The sequence below is a fragment of the Hoeflea sp. genome (genome assembly GCF_039975035.1).
In the GTDB taxonomy this organism is placed as follows: Bacteria; Pseudomonadota; Alphaproteobacteria; order Rhizobiales; family Rhizobiaceae; genus Hoeflea.
Genome location: NZ_JBDWHW010000184.1, coordinates 1 through 21,086, shown reverse-complemented (window position 1 = coordinate 21,086; position 21,086 = coordinate 1). Strand labels below are relative to the sequence as shown.

21 protein-coding genes and 1 tRNA gene are annotated in these 21,086 nt (G+C 61.2%); 14 read left to right on the top strand and 8 right to left on the bottom strand.

The features are described from left to right. The first annotated feature begins 105 nt into the window (after window positions 1–105). On the top strand, window positions 106–1,014 hold the full coding sequence (locus tag ABJN75_RS16460; protein WP_348440661.1) for a DUF1499 domain-containing protein: 909 nt from the start codon (window positions 106–108) through the stop codon (window positions 1,012–1,014). 9 nt (window positions 1,015–1,023) lie between these two features. Here ABJN75_RS16460 and ABJN75_RS16455 read toward each other — a convergent pair whose 3' ends face one another. After that, on the bottom strand, window positions 1,024–1,932 hold the full coding sequence (locus ABJN75_RS16455; RefSeq protein WP_348440660.1) for an MBL fold metallo-hydrolase: 909 nt from the start codon (window positions 1,930–1,932) through the stop codon (window positions 1,024–1,026). Window positions 1,933–2,125: 193 nt separating this feature from the next. On the opposite strand from ABJN75_RS16455, the gene ABJN75_RS16450 reads away from it, so the two are divergent. Both ABJN75_RS16450 and ABJN75_RS16445 read left to right on the top strand, forming a co-directional pair. Next, a complete protein-coding gene (locus ABJN75_RS16450; protein WP_348440659.1) occupies window positions 2,126–2,707 on the top strand; it encodes a biotin transporter BioY in 582 nt (193 codons plus the stop codon). A 209-nt stretch (window positions 2,708–2,916) separates the two neighbouring features. Further along, window positions 2,917–2,990: transfer RNA gene (locus ABJN75_RS16445), tRNA-Gln, on the top strand. 97 nt (window positions 2,991–3,087) lie between these two features. On the opposite strand, the gene ABJN75_RS16440 is transcribed toward ABJN75_RS16445, so the two are convergent. Continuing rightward, window positions 3,088–3,783 carry a TetR/AcrR family transcriptional regulator gene (locus tag ABJN75_RS16440; RefSeq protein WP_348440658.1) on the bottom strand — a complete coding sequence of 232 codons (696 nt, stop codon included), beginning with the start codon at window positions 3,781–3,783 and terminating at the stop codon, window positions 3,088–3,090. 316 nt (window positions 3,784–4,099) lie between these two features. Here ABJN75_RS16440 and ABJN75_RS16435 point away from each other — a divergent pair, with 316 nt between their 5' ends. The 3 genes from ABJN75_RS16435 to ABJN75_RS16425 are packed head-to-tail and all read left to right on the top strand — an operon-like array spanning window position 4,100 to window position 7,130. Further along, window positions 4,100–4,855: a glucose 1-dehydrogenase gene (locus ABJN75_RS16435; RefSeq protein ID WP_348440657.1), complete on the top strand. Its 756-nt coding sequence runs from the start codon at window positions 4,100–4,102 to the stop codon at window positions 4,853–4,855. Between the two features lie 8 nt (window positions 4,856–4,863). Further along, a complete protein-coding gene (locus tag ABJN75_RS16430; protein ID WP_348440656.1) occupies window positions 4,864–6,078 on the top strand; it encodes an acyl-CoA dehydrogenase family protein in 1,215 nt (404 codons plus the stop codon). A gap of 5 nt (window positions 6,079–6,083) precedes the next feature. Next, a complete protein-coding gene (locus tag ABJN75_RS16425) occupies window positions 6,084–7,130 on the top strand; it encodes a phosphotransferase family protein (protein WP_348440655.1) in 1,047 nt (348 codons plus the stop codon). A gap of 79 nt (window positions 7,131–7,209) precedes the next feature. Here ABJN75_RS16425 and ABJN75_RS16420 read toward each other — a convergent pair whose 3' ends face one another. Further along, entirely contained in the window at window positions 7,210–8,817 is a 1,608-nt protein-coding gene (locus tag ABJN75_RS16420) for an FAD-binding oxidoreductase (protein ID WP_348440654.1), read from the bottom strand. Between the two features lie 211 nt (window positions 8,818–9,028). On the opposite strand from ABJN75_RS16420, the gene ABJN75_RS16415 reads away from it, so the two are divergent. The 6 genes from ABJN75_RS16415 to ABJN75_RS16390 all read left to right on the top strand — a co-directional run bounded on the left by ABJN75_RS16415 (window position 9,029) and on the right by ABJN75_RS16390 (window position 14,490). After that, the gene (locus tag ABJN75_RS16415; protein WP_348440653.1) at window positions 9,029–9,811 is read left to right on the top strand and encodes an IclR family transcriptional regulator; all 783 of its coding nucleotides are present in this window, start codon (window positions 9,029–9,031) and stop codon (window positions 9,809–9,811) included. Window positions 9,812–10,040: 229 nt separating this feature from the next. Continuing rightward, complete coding sequence (locus tag ABJN75_RS16410; protein ID WP_348440652.1) at window positions 10,041–11,201, top strand: ABC transporter substrate-binding protein; 1,161 nt, start codon at window positions 10,041–10,043, stop codon at window positions 11,199–11,201. 1 nt (window position 11,202) lies between these two features. Then, a complete protein-coding gene (locus ABJN75_RS16405; RefSeq protein WP_348440651.1) occupies window positions 11,203–12,090 on the top strand; it encodes a branched-chain amino acid ABC transporter permease in 888 nt (295 codons plus the stop codon). Window positions 12,091–12,094: 4 nt separating this feature from the next. Continuing rightward, window positions 12,095–13,024, top strand: a complete 930-nt coding sequence (locus tag ABJN75_RS16400) for a branched-chain amino acid ABC transporter permease (RefSeq protein WP_348440650.1) — start codon at window positions 12,095–12,097, stop codon at window positions 13,022–13,024. Then, the gene (locus ABJN75_RS16395) at window positions 13,017–13,811 is read left to right on the top strand and encodes an ABC transporter ATP-binding protein (RefSeq protein ID WP_348440649.1); all 795 of its coding nucleotides are present in this window, start codon (window positions 13,017–13,019) and stop codon (window positions 13,809–13,811) included. The genes ABJN75_RS16400 and ABJN75_RS16395 overlap by 8 nt, the downstream gene beginning before the upstream one ends. Beyond that, the gene (locus ABJN75_RS16390) at window positions 13,795–14,490 is read left to right on the top strand and encodes an ABC transporter ATP-binding protein (RefSeq protein WP_348440648.1); all 696 of its coding nucleotides are present in this window, start codon (window positions 13,795–13,797) and stop codon (window positions 14,488–14,490) included. Before ABJN75_RS16395 ends, ABJN75_RS16390 begins: the two co-directional genes overlap by 17 nt. 324 nt (window positions 14,491–14,814) lie before the next feature. Here ABJN75_RS16390 and ABJN75_RS16385 read toward each other — a convergent pair whose 3' ends face one another. The 4 genes from ABJN75_RS16385 to ABJN75_RS16370 all read right to left on the bottom strand — a co-directional run bounded on the left by ABJN75_RS16385 (window position 14,815) and on the right by ABJN75_RS16370 (window position 18,494). Then, window positions 14,815–15,684 carry an isocitrate lyase/PEP mutase family protein gene (locus tag ABJN75_RS16385; protein WP_348440647.1) on the bottom strand — a complete coding sequence of 290 codons (870 nt, stop codon included), beginning with the start codon at window positions 15,682–15,684 and terminating at the stop codon, window positions 14,815–14,817. Window positions 15,685–15,712: 28 nt separating this feature from the next. Further along, on the bottom strand, window positions 15,713–16,228 hold the full coding sequence (locus tag ABJN75_RS16380) for a hypothetical protein (protein ID WP_348440646.1): 516 nt from the start codon (window positions 16,226–16,228) through the stop codon (window positions 15,713–15,715). A 10-nt stretch (window positions 16,229–16,238) separates the two neighbouring features. Further along, window positions 16,239–17,495: an aconitase family protein gene (locus ABJN75_RS16375; RefSeq protein ID WP_348440645.1), complete on the bottom strand. Its 1,257-nt coding sequence runs from the start codon at window positions 17,493–17,495 to the stop codon at window positions 16,239–16,241. A 72-nt stretch (window positions 17,496–17,567) separates the two neighbouring features. Beyond that, a complete protein-coding gene (locus tag ABJN75_RS16370) occupies window positions 17,568–18,494 on the bottom strand; it encodes an MBL fold metallo-hydrolase (RefSeq protein ID WP_348440644.1) in 927 nt (308 codons plus the stop codon). Window positions 18,495–18,784: 290 nt separating this feature from the next. Here ABJN75_RS16370 and ABJN75_RS16365 point away from each other — a divergent pair, with 290 nt between their 5' ends. Together ABJN75_RS16365 and ABJN75_RS16360 are read left to right on the top strand one after the other, a co-directional pair. Further along, entirely contained in the window at window positions 18,785–18,949 is a 165-nt protein-coding gene (locus ABJN75_RS16365) for a hypothetical protein (RefSeq protein WP_348440643.1), read from the top strand. Between the two features lie 158 nt (window positions 18,950–19,107). Further along, on the top strand, window positions 19,108–20,727 hold the full coding sequence (locus ABJN75_RS16360; RefSeq protein ID WP_348440642.1) for a long-chain-fatty-acid--CoA ligase: 1,620 nt from the start codon (window positions 19,108–19,110) through the stop codon (window positions 20,725–20,727). 51 nt (window positions 20,728–20,778) lie between these two features. Here ABJN75_RS16360 and ABJN75_RS16355 read toward each other — a convergent pair. Continuing rightward, window positions 20,779–21,086 (bottom strand): hypothetical protein (locus ABJN75_RS16355; protein WP_348440641.1); only part of this gene is annotated, 308 nt, incomplete at its 5' end.

Here is a 21,086-nt window from a genome sequence, read left to right as displayed (position 1 = left end):
GCTGAAGTGTGGCGCTTGCCCGGACCGCCGGGAGCAGTTAATGAAAACCACCTCAACCGGACGCGCATCCCGCGCGCCATTTGTCCCCGAAACCTGGCCGCAGCCATGCCCTTCCGACCTCAACGACCACGCTCCATCGCCGCCAGCTGGTCACGCAGACTGGGCCGGTTCATGCTGCTGCTGGCTTTCATGGCCTTGCTGCTGCATCGCGCTGGCGCTCTGGCGCTGCCCAATGCGGTCGCCGCTGTCCTGCTCGCATCATTTCTGGCGCTCATCGTGCTCGGGCTTTCAATCATCGGCTTCTTCATGCTCTGGCATATCGGGGCAAAGGGCGGGCACGCTGCTTTCGGCGGCATGGTGATGGCCTTGATGGTTCTTGGCCCGGTCGGATTTGCGGCCGAGCGCTATGTCCGGCTGCCAAAAATCCACGATGTATCGACTGATGTCGTGGAAGCCCCGCAATGGCTTGAATCGCCGGTGATCACGCCGTCCTGGCTGCCCCGCCTGAATGCCGAGGACCCCGCCAGGCGCGCGTTGCAATCGGCGGCCTATCCACAAGTCACCGGCAGGCGCTATGACGGTGCGATCGACCGGGTGCTGCTGGCGGTTCGCGCGGTAGCCCGCGACAACAAATGGGCCGAAGTCGACAATGTCGGCGTTGATACCCTGGTGGATGGGCTTGAGCCGACACCTGAGGCGGCAGACGCGGCAGCGATATCCAGCGGCGAGGCGGATCCTGCCCGCGCGCCGGTTCCGCTTCCACGTCCGGACATCGAAAATCAATCGCCCGAGCCGTTGCCCGCGCTTGCCGTTATCCAGTACCAGGCCAAAACCCTGATCCTGGGCATTCCGCAGGATATTCTCATCCGGCTTGTCGAAGAAGAGGAGACCACCTTTGTCGACATGCGGGTGGCAACCCGGGACGGCGACCATGACCTTGGTCTCAACGCCGATCTGATCCACTCCTTCCTGCAGGATCTCGATGTGCGATTGCTCGGTATCGCCGGCGGATGATGATGCCGATCAGGCGGCGCGATACTCGCCATTGATCGAGGGCGGGCCGTCGGTGGTGATTTCGCCGCGACCGACCAGATCCTCAAGATGCGCCAGCACCGACAGGGCCGCAGCGCCATGCAGGCGCGGATCGGTATCGCGATAGATCGCCTTGACCATGTCGGCAATCAACCTGTCGCCTTTTTCAACGCGGCCCAGCACAGCGCGCTCGCGCATGCGCCGGTGTGTCTTCAGCGCCCGGACAAACTGCCTGGGTTCGTTTACCCGGCCGCCATGGCCCGCCAGATAGGCGCGGTCGTCGCGCGCCGCCAGCATGTCGAGCGAGGCCATGTAATCGCCCATGGCGCCATCCGGCGGCGCGATGATCGTCGTCGCCCAGGCCATCACGTGATCGCCGGAGAACACCAGACCGGTTCCGTCAAGCGCGAACGCGGCGTGATTGGCGGTATGTCCGGGCGTGTGCAGTGTTTCGATCACCCATCCGTCGCCGGCGATCATGTCGCCGTGGGCTGCGGCAATATCGGGAACGAAGTCCATGTCGGAGCTTTCCTCGAGCGGATTGATCTCGCCGACATGCAGCGGTCGCGCCGCGCGATGCGGTCCTTCGGCGACCACGGTCGCGCCGGTTTCGGCTTTCAGGCGCGCCGCCAGCGGGGAGTGGTCGCGATGGGTGTGGGTGACGAAGATATGGCTGACCGGACGGCCCGCGATGGCCGCGATCAGGGTGCGCCAGTGGCTTTCGTCCTCCGGCCCCGGATCGATCACGGCAAGCGTGTCGTGTCCGACAATATAGCTGTTGGTGCCGTGAAAGGTCAGCGGTCCCGAATTCGGCGCGGTGACGCGCAGCACATTCTCGGCAACGTCAATCGCCTGGCCGTGGGCGGGCTCGAAGGCCTGGTCGAATTTGGGTTCGCTCATGGATCTTTCCGTTCTCTGCACTGCCTCAGATCCGCAAGAGCCAGGCCGGGAAAGCCGATGCCCTGCGGTGGCCGATTGTGGATGGCCATTGATTTGGGCCGGACTGTCTTGCTGTCAGCCGGCTAAGTCAATATACCGTTTTTAAAGCGCGGCTTCGAATCCCCGCTCCCGCAAACCATCCGGAGAATGATCCATGGCCATCGCCCCCGCCCGCTCCTTCGTTCAATCGATTGCTCCGGAAGGTGCTGCTGCACGCTACGCGAGCTATGGCGCGCTTGTGCTCTCCGGCAGCCTCTTGATCGCCGTCGCCGGCAAGATCACTGTTCCATTCTGGCCGGTTCCGGCAACGCTTCAGACCCTTGCGATCTTCATCATTGCCGCCGCCTTCGGCCGCAAACTGGCTCTGGCGACACTGGCTGCCTACATGTTTGAAGGCGCTCTCGGACTTCCCGTCTTCACCAATGGCGGCGGACTTGCCTATCTTGCAGGCCCGACGGGCGGCTACCTCGCGGGCTTCGTGGTTGCCGCGGGGCTCACCGGCTGGGCCGCCGATCACGGGCTTGATCGCAACGCGCTCAAGCTTTTCGCTGTCAACCTTGCCGGCGCCGCCATCATCCTTGTTCTGGGGGCTGCCTGGATCGCCCTTGCGTTCGGCCCGGAAAAGGCGCTCGCCTGGGGTGTTGGCCCGTTCATCATCACCGATGTGATCAAGGCCGCGCTGGCCGCCGCAGTGGTTCCCGCAGGCTGGCAGATCGCCAGCATGTTCCGCCGCTAGAACCGGATATGGCGCCGCGCGGCCGCACCGGTCCGGCGCCTGTGAAAACAAAACCCGCCAGGTGCGAACCTGCGCGGGTTTTTTGATGTGATGAAAATCCTTCGCGACAGGCTTTTTCCGCGCTTGTGATCGGCCGCGTCTTTTGCTATCCCCGCGAGGCTTCCGGCGCAGTGCCGGACTACACCGGTCAAATGACCCGGTGGCAATGTTGGGGCGTAGCCAAGCGGTAAGGCACCGGTTTTTGGTATCGGCATCCCTGGTTCGAATCCAGGCGCCCCAGCCAAGCTTTCCATTCCGAAGCAAATTATCTGTTGCCGTTAGAACTGACCGGGTCGGCGCCGGTCAAGTCAGTGTGCTGAAGGCCGGATCGTTGCGGCCGGTCATGGTGTCTGGTCGAGGACGCCTGTCTCGACGAATTCGCAGACGGCGCGGGCGTAGGCGCTGGCCGGGATTTTCCGTTTTCGATATTTGCCGCGCTTGACGTACCAGTCCTGGAGCAGGGGTTTGACCAGTGCTGCGGTGAGCGAGGGATCTTCGATGCGAAAGACGCCGGTGCTGACGCCGTTTTGCAGTATCCGGGCAATGGCTGTTTCGGTGGCCGCTTCGCTTTCCACCGCGGTTCGCCTGCTGGCTGGCGGAAAGCTCTTTGCCTCCATGAAGGCGAAGACAAACCATGGCTGCATGATCTCGGTCAGCGCGACGTGGCGCTCGATCAGCCAGCGCAGATGTTGGCGCGGATCTTGAGCGATGGCCGGCGGCGGTTCGGCGATGATCTCCATCGCGCTTGAGGTGACCGCCTCCAGTATCATCGTCAGCAGTGTGTTCTTGTTGTCGAAATAGGCATAAAGTCCGCCCATGCTGATGCCCGAGACCCGCGACAGGTCCCGCAGCGACGCTGCGTGAAACCCCTTCTCGTTGGCAAGCTTTAAAGTCGCCTCGCAGATCCGGACCAGGTTTGTCACCGCGACAGCCTCCTTCTGCACCTTTATGGTGGCGACGTGACGGCGGTACATTCGCTTGCAAAGGGCGATGTTAGAATAGTCCGTGTCGAAATGTACGTCCGTAGCCTGTTGCATTGTTCCTCCATGCCGTCCGGCCCGTGGCTCCGGGTTTGGCTCCGGAGTGCAGTATCCATCCGGTTCTCAACCGCTTGCGCGCGATGGCGGCCGCGGTCACTCTCTTGCATCACATCCCCCATCTACAACACCCGCCCGGAAGTTACATTGGAATTCCGGGGCGTTCGCCTGGACGGATTGCAAACCAGCAGAAGGTCTTGAATTTCAAACTCCGGCGTCCAGTCGGGCGATAGCGGTTGTGCAGGTCTTGTTTTCTCTTGCATGATAGAACGAAACCGGTAATAAAGCGAGCGCTCGCTCGAAAAAGGATTTCCACATGACCGATTTGCCGCTTTCTGGCCGGACCGCGCTGATTACCGGAGCCTCCGGCGGTCTCGGATTGCATTTCGCCAGGCTTCTGGCGCGCAACGGCGCGGATGTGACGCTGGCGGCTCGACGGATGGAGAAGATCAAAGCGGCCTGCGAGGAGATCACGGCATCTGGCGGCATGGCCCACGGGCTTGAAATGGATGTCAGTGACGCAGCCTCCGTGACGAAAGCGCTGGCCTCGGTTGGCCGGCCCTTCGACATTCTGGTCAACAATGCCGGCATCAGCGGCGCGGGCCGGGCGCTCGACATCAGCGAAGCCGAATTCGATGCCGTCATGGAAACCAATCTCAAGGGGGCGTTTCTGGTCGCCCAGGGCGTGGCGCGAGCCCTGAAGGCGGTGGGCCGCGGCGGAGCCATCGTCAATGTCGCCTCGATCCTGGGCCTGCGCACCGGCGGCGGCGTCAGCGCCTACAGCGCCTCCAAGGCCGGACTGATCCACCTGACCAAGGCGCTGGCTCTGGAGTTTGCGCGCGACGATATCCGCGTCAACGCGCTCTGTCCCGGCTATATCGAGACCGATATCAACCGCGAGTTCTTTGCCACCGAACCCGGGCAGGCGCTGATCAGGCGCATCCCGCAGCGCCGGCTGGGGCGTCCCGAAGACCTCGACGGCGCCTTGCTGCTTCTTGTCACCGATGCCGGAACCTACATCACCGGCACCGTACTCGTCGCCGATGGCGGCCATCTCGTTTCATCCCTGTGAGGCCCATCATGGATTTTACCATTTCTGCCCAAATCGAAGATTATCGCCGTCGCATCGCCGATTTCGTCGAGCGTCGCGTGCTGCCGCTTGAATCCGATCCGGCGAGTTACGACGATCATGAAAACATCAGGCTGGAGCTTCTCGACGAGCTGCGTGCGGAAGCCCGGGCGCAAGGCCTGTGGTGCCTTCAGCTCAAGCCCGAAACCGGTGGCGGCGGGATCGGCAAGGTTGGAATGGCGGTGTGTTACGAGGAGATGAACCGGTCGATCTTTGGTCCGCTGGTTTTCAATTCGAGCGCGCCGGACGACGGCAACATGATGGTGCTGGAGGCAATGGGGACCGAGGCGCAGAAGCAGCGCTGGCTCGAACCCATCGTCAATGGCGAGGTTCGATCCGCCTTCGCCATGACCGAACCGGCACCGGGCAGCGGCTCCGATCCGTCAATGACCATGACCCATGCGGTGCGCGACGGCGACATCTACCGCATCACCGGGCGCAAATGGTTCATCACCGGTGCGGATGGCGCAAGTCATTTCATCCTGATGGCAAGGACGTCGGATGATCCGCGTCGCGGTCTCACTGCCTTCATGTTTCACAAGGACACGCCGGGCTGGCGCATCATCCGCCGGATTCCGATCATGGGGCCCGAAGAGCATGGCGGCCATTGCGAGATCGAATTTGACGGCATGGAAGTGCCGGCCACCGACATTCTGGGCGGCGAAGGCCGGGGGCTCAAGGTGACCCAGGTCCGCCTCGGCACGGCGCGGCTGACCCATTGCATGCGCTGGCTGGGACTGTCCAAGCGCTGCGTCGAAATCGCCCGCGAATACGCCGAACGGCGTGAAGGCTTCGGGGTCCGTCTCGCCGATCGCGAAAGCGTTCAGGTGATGCTGGGCGACCTTGCCATGCAGATCGAGATCGGGCGGCTTCTGGTGATGAAGGCCGCCTGGGAGCTCGATCAGGGCCGCTTCGCCAAGAAGGAGGTTTCCATGGCCAAGGTTCATGTTGCAAACCTGCTGCACAAGGCAGCCGATGTATCCATCCAGATCAACGGCGGTCGCGGCTATTCCAAGGATACTGTTCTGGAATGGATCTATCGCTACGCCCGTCAGGCACGGCTCGTCGACGGAGCCGACGAAGTGCACAAGATGGTGCTGAACCGGCACCTGGGCGAAGAGGATCGCGGTTTCTGGCGCTGGGATGTGACCGGACAGGAAGGCTGATCCAGGTGGCTGGAAAATCAGAAGCGGCCATCACCGGTCCTGTCGATTTCGGCGTCGCTGCTCTCGAGGCCTATCTGACAGGGCGCTTCGGGGCGGACAAGCTGTCGCTCGAACGCATCTCCGGGGGGCAATCCAATCCGACCTATTTCGTCGGCTGGGGCGACCGCCGCATGGTGCTGCGCAAGCAGCCCAATGGCCCGATCCTGCGCGGTGCGCACGCCGTCGATCGCGAGCACCGGGTCCTAACGGCCCTCGCGAACACCGGCGTGCCGGTGCCAGCGCCGTTGCTCTATGAAAGCGACGCGCAGATCCTGGGGACGCCGTTCTATCTGATGCAGCGACTGGAGGGCAGGGTGTTCCACAATGCCGCGCTCCCCGGCAAGACCCCGCTCGAGCGCCGCGAAATCTACATGGCCATGGCCGATACCATGGCCAAACTCCACGCCGTGGACCCGTCAGCGGTAGGGCTTGGGGATTTCGGCCGCCCCGGAAATTATTTCGAACGGCAGATAGCGCGATGGGCTGGCCAGCTTGAGCAGTCGACAGGCGAGACCGTGCCGCATCTCGCTGATGTCGGCACATGGTTGCGCGAAAACCTGCCCGCCGATGATGGCCGTGTCGCCATCGCCCACGGCGACTTCCGGCTCGGCAATCTGATTTTCCATCCCGAGCGTGCCGAGGTGATCGGTATTCTTGACTGGGAACTGGCGACACTTGGCAATCCGCTCGCGGATCTGGGCTATTGCTGCATTCCCTGGCACACGACATCGGCGGAATATGGCGGCATTCTCGATCTTGATCTGGCCGCATCGGGGATTCCCGCGCAATCCGGGTTCATCGACCGCTATTTCGCCCACACACCATCGGACGGGGCTCTCGAACCTTTCCATGTGGTCTTCGCCCTGTTCCGTTTTGCGGTGATTTTTGTCGGGGTTGCCGATCGTGCCCGGCTCGGAAACGCGGCCGCTGCCGATGCCGGAAATCTCGCGCCCATGGCGGCGCGGCTTGCGGTTCGTGCCCATGAAATCATCAACGGGCACCGCCTCTGGTGAATGGCGCGGGCTGAAACCGGCCAGCACCAACAGGGAAAGGCGCGCCAAGCCATCGGCTTGACGCGCCAATCGACGCCGGTCAGCGTCTTGGGACTGTGTCGAGGCCAAGCATCCCCGGATTCATCAGGCGCTGCGGATCGAGCGCGCTCTTGACCGCTTCGAGCAGGGCGTAGCTGTCGGGATCCATGATCTCGCGGAAGGGGTAATCCCCCGCGATCTGCCAGCTCACGCCTCCCATGGAAGCATAGAATTGTTGTGTCCGGCGCCTCAGCTCCACCACCGCCTGACGGGTCTGGCTGTTGGCCGGCCTGTCGAGCCAGGGCGCCACGGTCGCCTCGCCAACGCTCCTGGCATGAAGCGGTGTGATTTCGTCCATCCAGTAGAACGCCGGCTCGATGAAAAACTCGTTGCCCACCGTCATCGTCATCACCGAATAGACAATGCCGTTATCGTTCAGGAACTCGGCTTCATCGTCAAAGAACGCCGCATTGGCTTCGGCGATTCTGGCGGCTTCGCCCAGCGGGAAGACGGCATGAATGGGAACCCAGCGTTCGCCGTTGCGCCCCAACATGCCGCGCACAGGGCCAAACGGTTTGGAGCGCATCACCTTGGGCACGCTGTTGGGCAGTTCGACGCCGGTCCGTTTTCCAATGGCGCGCAGCTTTGCGACATTGTCGGTCAGGCCGGCCGCCGATTGCGCCTCGGTGACGATGTGCAAAGTGAAAGCGTGGTCGCGCAGAAAGGCAGTGCCTGACGTGGCCACCTGAACGGCTTGCTTGACCCCGGAGAGCAGCGATCCCGCCGAGGAGGCGACATTGCCCAGCGCCTGCAGCCCGTCAGAGAGCTTGTTGACGCTGGCCGAGTGTTCGACCTTGGTCTTGTCGATGCCAAAGCCTTCCGACACCAGCCGGGTTTCGGCCATGCTGGCCTGGACAAGCGCCATATCGCTGAATTTGGAGAAGCCGAAGGAAAGGAATTCGACATGTTCGGGCCTGGGCCAGAGACTGAGGGTGGCCGAGACCTTGATGCCGAAAGCGCCGTTGTCGCCCAGGAAAACGCCGGTGAGATCCGGCCCGCCGTAACGGGTGAACGGCTTGGTGCCCTTGCGCGCGCCTGAACCGGTGGTCACGGTGCGGCCATCGGCAAGCACCACGGTCACCCCGAGGACGCTTTCGGCGACAGTGCCATTGAGCGCCGAGCCGAAAAATGCGCTGTTTTGCGACAGGGCGCCGCCAACTGTGGCGTTGATGCCCGACAGCGGCCCCCAGTAGCCGGTTCGCAAGCCGGTGCCTTCCAGTGCGGCATTGACCTGTTCCCAGGTGGCGCCCGCCTCGACCGTCACATAGCGGTCCGCCGGATTGACCTCGATGATTGCGTTGACCTTGCGGGTGTCGATGATCACCGAATCGGTCCGGTCCGGAATGTAGCCCTTGGTGTAGGACATGCCGCCGCCGCGCGGCACCACCGAAAGTCCGGCCTCGGTAGCCGTACGCACCGCCAATGCAATCTCGTCGGCGGTGTTGGGCAGCAACACCGCCAGCGGCGCGATTCCGGGCTGCCAGAACACGTCATTGGCATAATAGGTACGGGTTTCGATGTCGTGGCGAACAAGATCGTCGCCCAGCGCCTGCTTGAGGGTCTCGAGCGCCATATGATCATCGGCCCGGATGTGTTCACTGATTGACATGCGCCAAGCTCCTCCTCCGCTTTTGATTGCGGGTCAGAAAAACCCTTCAGTCGAAATATGTCAACAGACAAATGTTATTTCATCTGGTGAAATTTTTGTGCATACTCCCTCGCTGTTGGGTCATCTTGGCCAATGCCGGCCAATCGGGTATCAGACTATCTTGCCGTCACGCTTTTCGGTTGGCGGATTACAATCTGGGGGCGAATAAACTGTGGTTGAAGATGCTGACAACAAGGTGGCAACGGTGCAGAATGTCAGAGCTGTGTCCCGCGCTCTGGCCGTACTCAATTCCTTCGCGGGCAAAGGCCTGCAATCGCTGGCGCAAGTCAGTACTGCGACCCGGCTCGACAAGGGAACGACCCGTCGGCTGCTGCTGACCCTGATGCACAGCGACTTCATAAGCCAGGACCCCGTCACCCAACATTACCGGTTGGGAGCCGCGATCCGGAGGCTGGCCGCGAATGTCGAGGACAGTCGCGATCTGCGGGTGATTGCCCAGCCTATCCTGGTGCAACTGGCCAATGAACTGGGTGTGACGGCTTTTATTTCGGTGTTTCAGGATGACAGCGCGGTCTGCCTCGATCGGGTGCACGATATGCGTGGGATCGAGGTTCACTGGTGGGCGATCGGCGGGACCTTGCCGCTCAATTGCGGCGGCGCACCCAAGGTTTTCCTGGCCTACCAGCCCGACGAAGTGATCGAGCGGATCCTGTCAGGCCCGCTGGAGAAGCTGAATGCCAAATCGATAACGGATCCCGATGTGCTGCGCAAACAGCTTCGCTTGATCCGGAAGCAAGGCTGGGAGTGCGCCATCGATGACGTGGCGGTCGGGATTACCGCGCTTGCCGTTCCGGTTTTTGATTCCGAGGGGCAGATGACATGCTGCGTCAGCATGGCGGGTCTGACGCCGCAAATGGTGGAGCGGGGCAAGCCCGTCTTCCTGAAGCGGTTGCAGGCTGCGGCCGAAGCGGTGCGAGCGGGTATCGAGACATGACCTGGCGGAATAATCCGGGTCACCAAGTGCATTTCACTAGATGAACCTAATTTTGTTGCTTGACTTATCTGGCGCCACCCGCCTAGTCTAGACCGGCATTGCAAAAGCATGCACGGGAGGCTTCGGGAGGGGCTTCGGCGTTGAGTTGCGGGATGGCCCACATTGTCCCCGACAACGCTCATGGCGATTTCTTCCCGACGCAATTTGCACAGTACCCTGGGAGGTCCTAATGAACATGCTTGAAACCAGTAAGCGGGCACTTTTGTCCGTTGGCTATATGGCGCTTGCGCTCGGCTTCGCCGCGCCAGCCTATGCCGATCCGGACGCGGGCGAGTACCGCATCGGCATGGTGTCCGATGACAGCGGCCCGATTGCCTCCGCAGGCCAGTCCTACCATCAAGGCGCCGACATCGCGGTCGCGGAAATCAACAGCAAGGGACTGGCAGGCGAGGGTGTAACCCTGGTTCTCGACGTCAAGGACAGCGGCTCCGATGCCGCGCGTGCCGTTCAGGCCATGACCCAGTTCGGTTCCGACCGCAATATTCTCGCCACCACCTGCTGCATCCTGAGCTCGATTGCCGCTGCGGTGAGCCCGATTGCCATGAGCAACGAAGTGCCGCTCGTCATCTATGGCGCAACCCGCGAATCACTGCCGCAGGATCCCTATGTGACCTCCGTGGTGGCGCTGCCCGGCCCGCAGGAAGTGGCGATGTCCGAGCGCATTGCCGCCGAACTCAAGCCGCAGAAGGTCGCCTATTTCCTTTCAGGCGACAACGACATCTTCAAGGCGCGCGCCATGGCGATGAAGGAAGTCATCGAGAAGTCGGGCGCCGAAACGGTGGCTGAAATCTCGACACTGAGCGCCGATACCGATTTCACCGGCCCCGCGACCCAGGGGATTGCCACCAATCCGGATCTCGTTGTCGTCATGACAACGCAGCAGCCGGCGGTTGGCATCATCACCGCGCTTCGCCAGCGCGGTTACGAGGGCATGATTGTCACATCCGAAGTGCTCTCTCCACCGGCGATCTTCAAGAAATCCGGCGAGACCATTGTCGGCATCCCCTTCGCTCTTTCGTTCCAGCCGGGTGTCTCGGACAGCGAGGCCGCAGTGGCCTTCATCGAGGCCTACAAGGCCGAATATGATGCGCTGCCGGATGTCTATGCCGCGCAAGGATATATGGCGATGCAGTTTATCGCACAGGGCTTGAAGACCCTGGACGGCAAGCCGACCCGCCAGGATCTGGCAAAGGCCATGTGGGACACCAAGGAAATTACGGTCAATCCATATGGCGGCCAGGAAATGGCTAATGGTCAGGCCCGTACGCCAAACACGCTGATCGTCAACTGGACCAAGGATGGCGAAGTCAAGTTGTGGGAGAAGCCATAACATGACTCTGTTCCTTGAGCAGTTGGTAAACGGGGTTTCCCTTGGATCGCTCTATGCCCTGTTCGGCATTGGCTTCGGGCTCGTCTTCGCGACGCTTGGAGTTCTCAATGTCGCACACGGCGCCTACGCAAGCTGGGCGGCCATTCTGGGATATTTCAGCGTCGAGTATTTCGGCGTTCCGTTTCCGGTCGCAGTGGCGGTCGGTGTCCTCGGTGGTGGTTTGATCGCCATCGCCGTCGACCAGATCGGGTTTCAGCCGCTCAGGGGGCGCAAGACAGGGATGCTGGGGGCATTGATCACCAGCATCGCCTTTCTCATCATTCTCGACAGTCTGGCGGGAATGGCGACAAATCATCAAAGCTGGGCCTTCCCGTCATCCAGCTTTCCATCCGGCATGGTCGATCTGGGCCTTATCCGGGTACCGCAGATGCAGATCATCATCATCGTTTCGACACTGGTCTGCGGAGCCGGGATCTATGCGCTGATCCAGAAGACCAGGATCGGCGCGGCAATGCGCGCTGTCGGATGGAACGATGAAGCTGCCGCGCTCAGCGGCGTCAACCCGCGTATGGTGATTTTGCTGACGGCCTTTCTGGCCGGCGCAACTTCGGGTCTGGCCGGTGTCCTGGGCGGCGCCGCCACCTCGAATATCTCCTATATGCTGGGAGAGGGCTTGCTGCTCAAGGGATTTGCCGCCGTCGTTGTCGGAGGCTTTGACGATGTCCGCGGCACCGTCATCGCCGGCATCATCCTGGGGATCTGCGAGGTCTTCGTCGCTCAATATCTGTCCACCACCTACCGTGACGGATTTACCTATGTTTTGTTGCTCACTTTCCTGGTCGCCAGACCGCGCGGACTGTTTGGCAGCCGTGACTTCATGAGGGCGTGATCTCATGGAAGCACTTCTCGATTTCTGGTACGCCTATTCGGCGACCCTGGCTTTCGGCATGGTCAACTCGCTGTTTGCGCTCAGCATGTATTCCGTGCTGTCGGCGGGAATATTGAGCTTCACCACGGTGGTGTTCGCAGCCGTCGGCGGCTTCGCGGCGGCGCAGATGATGGGGACCTTCGGCCTCCCGCTGTGGCTGGCATTCGTGATCGCCGGCCTGTTCGGCGGGCTCGCCGCGGCAATCATATCCGCCATTTTCCTCAAGCTTGAAACCCACTGGATGGCGCTGGCCAGTCTCGCGCTGATCCTGATCTCTAGGGTGGTGGTGCTCAATACTCCGTCCGTGACTGGTGGCGTGATGGGAATGGTGGTGCCGGTGCGAGCCTCGATACTCGAACTCGCCGTGCTGCTTGCCATCGTTGCGCTGGTGTTCTTCAGGCTTCACAAATCCTGGTACGGGCTGGCCATTCGCGCCGTGCGCGAGGATGCCGCCGCCGCCTCGACCATGGGTGTTAGCGCCCGCCAGATCCAGATGATCGCCTTTCTGATCAGCGGTGTGGTCGGAGGTCTTGCCGGGTCGGCACTGGCCACCACGCTGCAATATATCTCGGCTGACACTTTCTACCTCAGTGTGGCCTTCACCATGATTGCGTCGACCGTGCTTGGCGGTTCCTTCTTCTGGTTCGGACCGATCGTTGGCGCCTTCGTGTTTACAGCCCTTCCCACCATAACCCAGGCGATCTTGCCGGAGATCCAGGACATCGCCAAGGGAATCGTCCTTCTGGTGATCATGATCTATCTGCCGCGCGGGCTGATTGACCCGCGTGCACGCGGACTGCGCAAGGCGGCGCGCCAGCGTCAGCAGGCCGCTCAGGCAGAGTTCGATGCGACCCCCAAGCTCCCGCGCACCTCGACAGGGCAAGCCCATGACTAGCTCCGATACCAACGTGCTTCATGAACTCAGGAACGTGGTCAAACAGTTCGGCGGCGTGACCGCCGTCAACAATCTGTCCATGACGATCACCAAGGGCACCGTGCACGGCCTGATCGGCCCCAATGGCGCCGGCAAGACCACGGTCATCAACCTGATTACCGGACTGTTCGATGTCAGCAGCGGCGCCATTCTGTTTGAAGGTCAGCGCACGGATACTCTCGAACCGCACCAGATCGCGGCACTCGGCATCAGCCGCACCTATCAGAATGTGCGGCTGTTCAGCGGCATGTCTGTTCTCGAGCAGGTGCTGACCGGCTGTTATCTCGGACGAGGAACCAGTCTGTTTGCGTCGTTCCTGGGCACCGCGGATGCGCGCCGCAAATGGAAGCAATCACGCGAAACCGCGATGCGCCTTCTCGAGCGTGTTGGCATGGCCGATCGTGCCGATGAACTGGCGGAAACGCTGTCGTATGGCGAGCAGCGGCGGATCGAGATCGCCCGGGCGCTGGGGTCCGATCCCAAGCTCTTGTTGCTTGACGAGCCGACGGCGGGCATGAACCACGCCGAGGCGAGCGATATCGGCAAGCTCGTGCATGAATTGCGCGACAGCGGACTGACCATCCTGATGGTCGAACACAACATCAGTCTGGTGACCGAGTTCTGCGAGACCTGCACCGTCATCAATTTCGGACAATTGCTGGCCGAGGGAACGCCGAGAACCTGCATCGACAATCCCGACGTACAAACTGCCTATTTCGGAAAGAAGCGCGATGCTCTCGGTCACTGATCTCACCGCCAGTTATGGCGCAATTCGTGCTGTCCAGGGCATCAGCTTCACGGTGGCGTCCGGATCGCTGAGTGTCATCCTGGGCTCGAACGGGGCTGGCAAATCAACCACGCTTCGAAGCATTGCCGGATTGCATCGTCCCATCGGCGGCAGCGTCATGCTGGACGGCAAGAACATCTCCAAACTGGCGCTGTACAATGTTGTCAGGTCGGGGTTGGCGCTGGTGCCTGAAGGCCGCATGGTGGTTGCTCCCCTGAGCGTGGAAGAAAATCTGCTGCTGAGCAGGTTTTCCGGACGCAAGGGAACCGGCGACACGCTCTCCCGCGTGTTTGACCTGTTTCCCCGGCTCAAGGAAAGGCGCACCCAGCCGTCCGGTCTGCTCAGTGGCGGCGAACAGCAGATGCTGGCCATCGGCCGGGCGCTGATGACCGAACCGCAAATGCTGCTGCTGGATGAGCCTTCCATGGGCCTGGCTCCCTCCATCGTGGATTTGGTGTTTGAAGCCATTGTAGCTCTGAACAAGCAGGGCCAGACCATCCTCGTGGTCGAGCAGAATGCCGCCATTGCGCTGTCCGTCTGCGATTACGGATACGTCATTAAGCGTGGCGAGATCGTCGTCGAGGGCAACCCGCAGGCATTGCGCGAAAACCCGGAAGTGCTTGAAGCCTATCTCGGCTGAGTGCCGGTCGGGCAAGATCCCGGGCGGCTGACATATTGCATCCTGGCCGGTGTCCCGCCGACCCGGCCCGGTTGCAAGTTCCCGCAACGCTCGGGACTTCCCATCAATTTTCAGCAATGCGCGTCAAACCTCGGCAAGGCGTCGCTGTCTTTGGCAAAGACTGACGCGTCTTGCCTTGATGATCACCAGCACTGACAAGTGAGCGTCACAAAACCGCGTCCGGCGCGTCGCCGGGTCAGTCAGGCCCGCTTCATGCTGTGAGAACAGCCGCAGGATCCGCCCAGGTTGACGCCTGCTGGACGGATCCGTTGGTCGGGGAAGCTCTTAGACCTGTTCGAGATACTTCAACTGCAGTTCCTCGATTTCGGGGAAGCCGATGATGTCGATGAACTCACGATGCTCCATGCGCTCCAGCGGCAGGTTCCGGGAGGTCTTTTCGCGCGCAAGCTGTGTCAGGTTCTTCTCCAGGGCGGCGGCCGCGGTCATCAGCGGAACCAGGGCGAAGGTCGCCATTCCCGCCACGCTGGCGATCTGCTCGGGTGTCAGGTCCTTTTCGAGCCAGCCGAGAATCTGCAGCGACAGCGGCACGCCGGCTTCGGCGCGCAGCGTTTTCAGCCCGTCAAGATCCTTGAACGTGTTGCTGATCGGCTGGATGACGTCGGCACCGGCACCTACATAGGCTTTGGCGCGGCGAATGGCTTCGGGAACGGAATCCACATCCGTGCGGGCGATGATCAGCATGTTGGGATTGCGGCGGGCTTCCACCGCAGCTTCAATCTTCTTGACGGCTTCTTCCAGGCCGATGGTTTCGACGCCGCTCACACAGATCGGGCAGCGCTTGGGCGCGATCTGGTCTTCCATGATGACGGCTGATGTTCCGGCGTTTTCGAATTCCCGGATCGACCGCATCACGTTGATGGCGTTGCCGTAGCCCGTGTCCATATCGGCGATCACCGGGATCTTGACAGCATTTGCGACATTGCGAACAACCCCGGCATTTTCCGTCATGGTGTAGAGTTCGGCATCGGGCATGCCCAAGAGCGAAGCCGACACGCCAAAGCCGCTGGTCATGACCGCGTCGAAGCCGGCGCGCTCGATCATTCTGGCGGAGAAGGCGTCATAGGCGCCGGCTGCCCAAACGGTTTTTTGTGCCAGCACGCGATCGCGATACTCATTGCTTGGTCCATGGGACATGACTGGAATTTCCTGTGTTCGAGTTGAATTAGGCTGCGGGCTGGCGCTTGCCCTGGAGGTATCCGATCAAGCCTCCGGCATCGAGCATGGCGCGGTCGGCGTTGGAAAGCGGGTCAATGGGCAGCGCGCTGCCTTTGGTAAGGTTGCGCACCTCGCTGGCCGCCCAGTCGATCTCGATTTCGTCCCAGCGCTCGACAAGCCCGAGAATCCCGGGGCAGGTGGCTTGCGGGAACCCCATCGAGATTTCGCCACGCCAGTATCCGGGGGAAAACGACTCCGCCAGCACGCCGGAAATGCCGATATGACGCATTGCGCGCATGGGCGGGTAGTGTGGGTGGCCGTAGCCGAAATTGTCGGCGCCGACGAGGAGATCTCCGGGACGTACCAAATTGCGAAAGTCCGGATCATAGGACTGCATGGCAGCGTCTGCCAGTTCGTCGATGTCGGTGATCTTGATGTTCTTCACACCGACGATCTGGTCGACGTCGAAATTGACTTCCTCGAAGATGAAGGCGACGCGCCCGCGCAGGTTTTCCAACGCCATGTTCGTTTCCTCACAGGTATTTGCGCGGATCGGCAATCTTGCCTTCCAGCGCGGATGCGGCAACGGTGGCGGCGCTGCACAGATAGATTTCCGAATCCGGGCTGCCCATGCGCCCGCGCACGTTCAGCGTGCCGGTCGACACCGCGCGCTGATTGGCCGACATGGCGCCCATGCGCCCGAAGCAGTAATCGCAACTCGGCGCTGAGACGAATGCCCCGGCCTCGGTCAGCGTGGCAAGATAACCGGCGCGGCCGGCCGCCACCATGATTTCATTGCTGGTGGGCACGACATTGAGCTGGAAGCCCGGCGCCACCTGCTTGCCCTGCAGGATGCGGGCGGCGATTTCGAGATCCTCCAGCCGGCCCGAGGCGCAGGAGCCGAGATAGCCGTTGGTCAGTTCGAGTCCGAGAAATTCCGACAGGTTGCGCGAGTTTGCCGGCGTCGGCGGGATCACGATCAGCGGCTCGAGCTTGGTAAGATCAATCTCGTAGACCTTGGCGTATTCCGCATCCGGATCGCTGTAGACCGGCTCGAGCTTCTTGCGCGCCCGTGGCAGCGCATAGGACAGGCGCGCTTCATCAGGATTGACGATCGCGGTGATGGCGCCGGTGAACATGGCCAGTCCGGTGATGGTCTGCAACCCTTCGGTCGTCAGCTGCGAAAGCGCAGGGCCGCCCACTTCGAGCACCTGGAAGCGGCACGAGGCAGGCCCCATTTCACGGACCAGATGATGAAACACATCCCGCGCCAGCACGCCCTTCGAGAGTGTACCGGTCAGGTTGACCCGGACAGTATGCGGCACCTTGATCGAGATCCGTTCATTGACCAGCGCTTCGAGCAGGTTGCGGCGGATCCCCATCGCCAGGGTTCCGAATGTGCCCAACTGGCTGATGTGCCCGTCGAAATGCACCACGAATGCGCCGGGAACCGCATAGCCGACTTCGGAAGCCACCTGGTGGCCGATACCCTTGCGTTCGAACAGCGGCACGTTGTTCTCCGCGCACCATTTGCGGGTGCCGATATGAAGTTCCTCTTCCTTGGGGGTGGCGGCGGGCACCATGTGGTCGATGAACATGGCGAAGCGCTCGGGTTCCGCCACCCGCTCGATGCCGAAATCCTCTTTCATTTGCTTGAAATACAGATCGGTGTATCCGGGAAAATCATAGGCCGTCACGTAGTCGGGCTTGGCCATCACCTCATCGCCCGCCTTGACGTGATCGAGATCTGAAACCCGCGCCAGAATCTTCTCCGTGATCGTATAGCCCATGGTTTTTCACTTCCTTGTTTTTGCGAGCCTGACGGTTCCGGACCGGCGCGGCGCGGAGTTGATCCGGCCGGGCTAGGTCTGCGACAGGTCCCGCTTGATTGTCTCGTCGACTGCCGTTTCCGGCAGGAACTCGTATCCCGATGCGGTTCGTGCAATTCGCCCCGCATGTGGCGCGCCGAAATGCATCGGCAGCAGCAAGGCATCGCGCTCGGCGCAGTAGGCCAAAAGGTTGCGCCGGGTTTGTTCTGCCAGATCCGGATATTCGCAAAACCGGCTGGTCACGAACGGCTCGTAAACCTGAACCGGGTTGTGCAGAACATCGGCAGAGATAACGAAGCTGCCCGCGTCGGATTCGTATTTGACGATCAACTGATCCTTGGTGTGGCCTGGAGCGGCTTCGACGCGCAGCCCCGGCATGATCTCCTCGCCTGCATCGATCAGCTCCATCATTCCGGCCTCGGCGATCGGCAGCACACTGTCTTCTATAACGGCGGCGTTTTCGGGAAATACCTGCGGCCCCTTGCCGTCACCGGTCCAGTGCTCGTATTCGGCACGGCCGAAAATGTAGCGCGCATTGGGGAATGTCGGCGCCCATGCATCGCCATCGCGGCGGGTGTTCCAGCCGACATGATCAATGTGCAGGTGCGTGCAGAAGACGATGTCGACATCTTCCACCGAGATGCCCGCGGCGGCAAGATTGTCCAGGTAAGGCAGGTCCAGCATGTGAAACCGCTGGAAGATCGGCAGCGCGCGCGCCTTGCCATTGCCCGAACAGGTGTCGATGAGAATGGTCTTGCCGTCGATCTCAAGCAGCCACGAATGAATGCTGCTCCATGAGCGTCCGCTGGATTTGTCGTAGAATCTCTGGTCGGCGGCAATGGGGTGCCGGTCCAGCATCGCCGGGTCAAAGCCCACCAGCATGAATTCAGGAGGATAGCCGAGTTCGAGCACTTCCTCGATCCTGCGGATGGTGACATTTCCAACTTTGAAAGTTGTCATGAACTTCTCCTCCCCGCATCCTCATCCAAGAGATATCCAAGCCGCCAAAGTGTGTCAATACGCAAAAATAGTTTCATAAGATAACATTTGAGTGAATTTTTGCGGAGCTGGACTGGTGCGCGGCGGCGAGTTGAAATTGGATAGAGTGTATTGCACAGTACTACACATTTTGTCTGTTGACACAAAAAGAATGGATATCCTATCGTGACGCAGAGACATAACGGGAGGGGTGTCTGTTGGCGTTGGTTCCAGGCCGCGTTCCCTCTCTCCCGATGCGGAAGGAACAGGGAATGAGCATTCGCAATCACGCCTGCATCGCCGGACTTTGTGAGCACCCCACCCGCAAAGCCTATGGCATCTCGGTGATCGCGCGCCAGCGCAATGTCATTGCCCGTACATGCACCCATGGCGACTTTGAGAATGTGGATGGCGACCATTTCGCAAAAACAGCCTGATCATGAGATTCTTCCAGACAGAACCGAAGCAGGTCCGGAGATTTCCCGGATTGGCAACCGCCCTGCCGAACCTGACGGGCAACTGACCGAAACTGCTCGGACGCAAGGAACCTCATGCTGATCTTGCCAAAAATTTTGCTTTCTTACCGGAGGTTGCCATGCGCGCGCTGATCCAGGAATGGCCTTTGCTCTGTCACAAGATTATCGACTACGCCGCACTCCAGCACGGCGCACGCGAGGTGGTCTCCCGTTCGGTTGAAGGGCCGATCATTCGCACCAGCTATGCCGATATCCGGCTGCGCGCGCTGCAAGTCAGGGCACGTCTGGCGGCTGAAGGGTTTGAGCGCGACGACCGCATAGCCACGCTGGCCTGGAACACCAGCCGCCATGTCGAAGCCTGGTACGGCATAATGGGCGCAGGCATGATCTGCCACACGCTCAATCCGAGGCTGTTTCCGGAACAGCTTGCCTGGATCATGAACGATGCGCAGGATCGCATGGTCTTTGTCGACCTGACATTCGTGCCGCTGATGGAAAAGATCGCGCCCCTGGTTGCAGGCCTGAAGCGGGTCGTGGTGCTGACGGACGCGGCCCACATGCCCCAGACCTCGCTGCCCGGCGCGATTGCCTACGAGGAGTGGATCGCCGGCGCGCCTGCGGGGTCGGACTGGTTGCCCGCCGACGAGAACGACGCCGTGGCGCTGTGCTACACATCCGGGACCACGGGCAATCCCAAGGGTGTGCTCTACTCGCATCGCTCCAATGTGCTGCATGCCATGATGGTGACCCGGCCCGATGCCATGGAGATCTCCTCCCGCGATACGGTCATGCCGGTGGTGCCGATGTTTCATGCAAACGCCTGGGGCATTGCCCATGCGGCGCCGATGGCCGGCGCCAGGCTGGTTATGCCGGGCGGGCGAATGGATGGCGAGGCGATCTGGGAATTGCTCGACAGCGAGCGCGTCACACTGACCGCCGCTGTCCCGACCGTTTGGCTGATGTTGCTCGATTATCTTCGCAAGACCGGAAAGACGCTGCCCTGGCTCAAGCGTGTGGTCATCGGCGGATCGGCTTCGCCGCGCGCCATGACCATGGCTTTCGAGAAGGATTATGATGTTGAGGTGATCCACGCCTGGGGCATGACCGAAATGTCTCCGGTAGGTTCGCTGACCACGATCAAGCCGGAATATTCCGCGCTGGCCGGCGAGGCGCTTTACGATCTCAAGCTCAAGCAGGGATTTGCGCCATTCGGAGTGGAGATGAAGCTGGTCGATGACAGTGGACAGGAGCTTGCCTGGGACGGAAAGACCTTCGGTCGTCTCAAGGTCCGCGGAATGGCAGTGGCATCGTCCTACTATGGTGGAGCCGGGGCGGACAGTTTTGACAGCCAGGGCTGGTTCGAGACCGGTGATGTCGCCCACATCGACCCGCTGGGCTATATGCAGATCACGGATCGCGCCAAGGATGTCATCAAGTCGGGCGGCGAATGGATTTCGACCATCGATCTGGAAAATCTCGCCGTCGACCATCCCGATGTGGCCGAAGCGGCCGTGATCGGCGTGAGCGATCCCAAATGGGACGAGCGCCCCTTGCTGATCGTCGTGCCGCGCCAGGGAGCGGAGCCTGACGCCGGGGCAATCCTTAAATTCATGGAAGGCAAGATCGCGAAATGGTGGATCCCGGAGCGGGTCGCTTTCGTCGATGAGATCCCGCACACCGCCACCGGCAAGATCAACAAGATCGCGCTGAGGGAAATGTTTCGCGACCAGCAAGCCTGACGCGCCGGACACCCTGCATCTCTCATCCATCCAGTGCGACTTGCAAGGCGTTCAGCGCCGCGGGAGCGCGCTCAGCAGATTGTCGCTGAGGATGACGAGGTTTCCGTTATAACCGGCGATTGCCCGGCCGATCAGATCCAAATCGGTTTGGGCTGAATGCTGGTCGGTATAGCCTTCGGGATTGTCTGCTCCGCCGGGATATTTGCCCTGCGGATGGAGGTACAGATCGATACCGGAAATGACCAGTCTGGCTGGGCGCAACGCTGCTGCCATTGCCACCATGAGAGCGCCATTTGTCGGGATCTGCGGTTGTGAAAAATCCGCAAGCAACGGCGTGAACCGGTCGAGATAGATGTAGC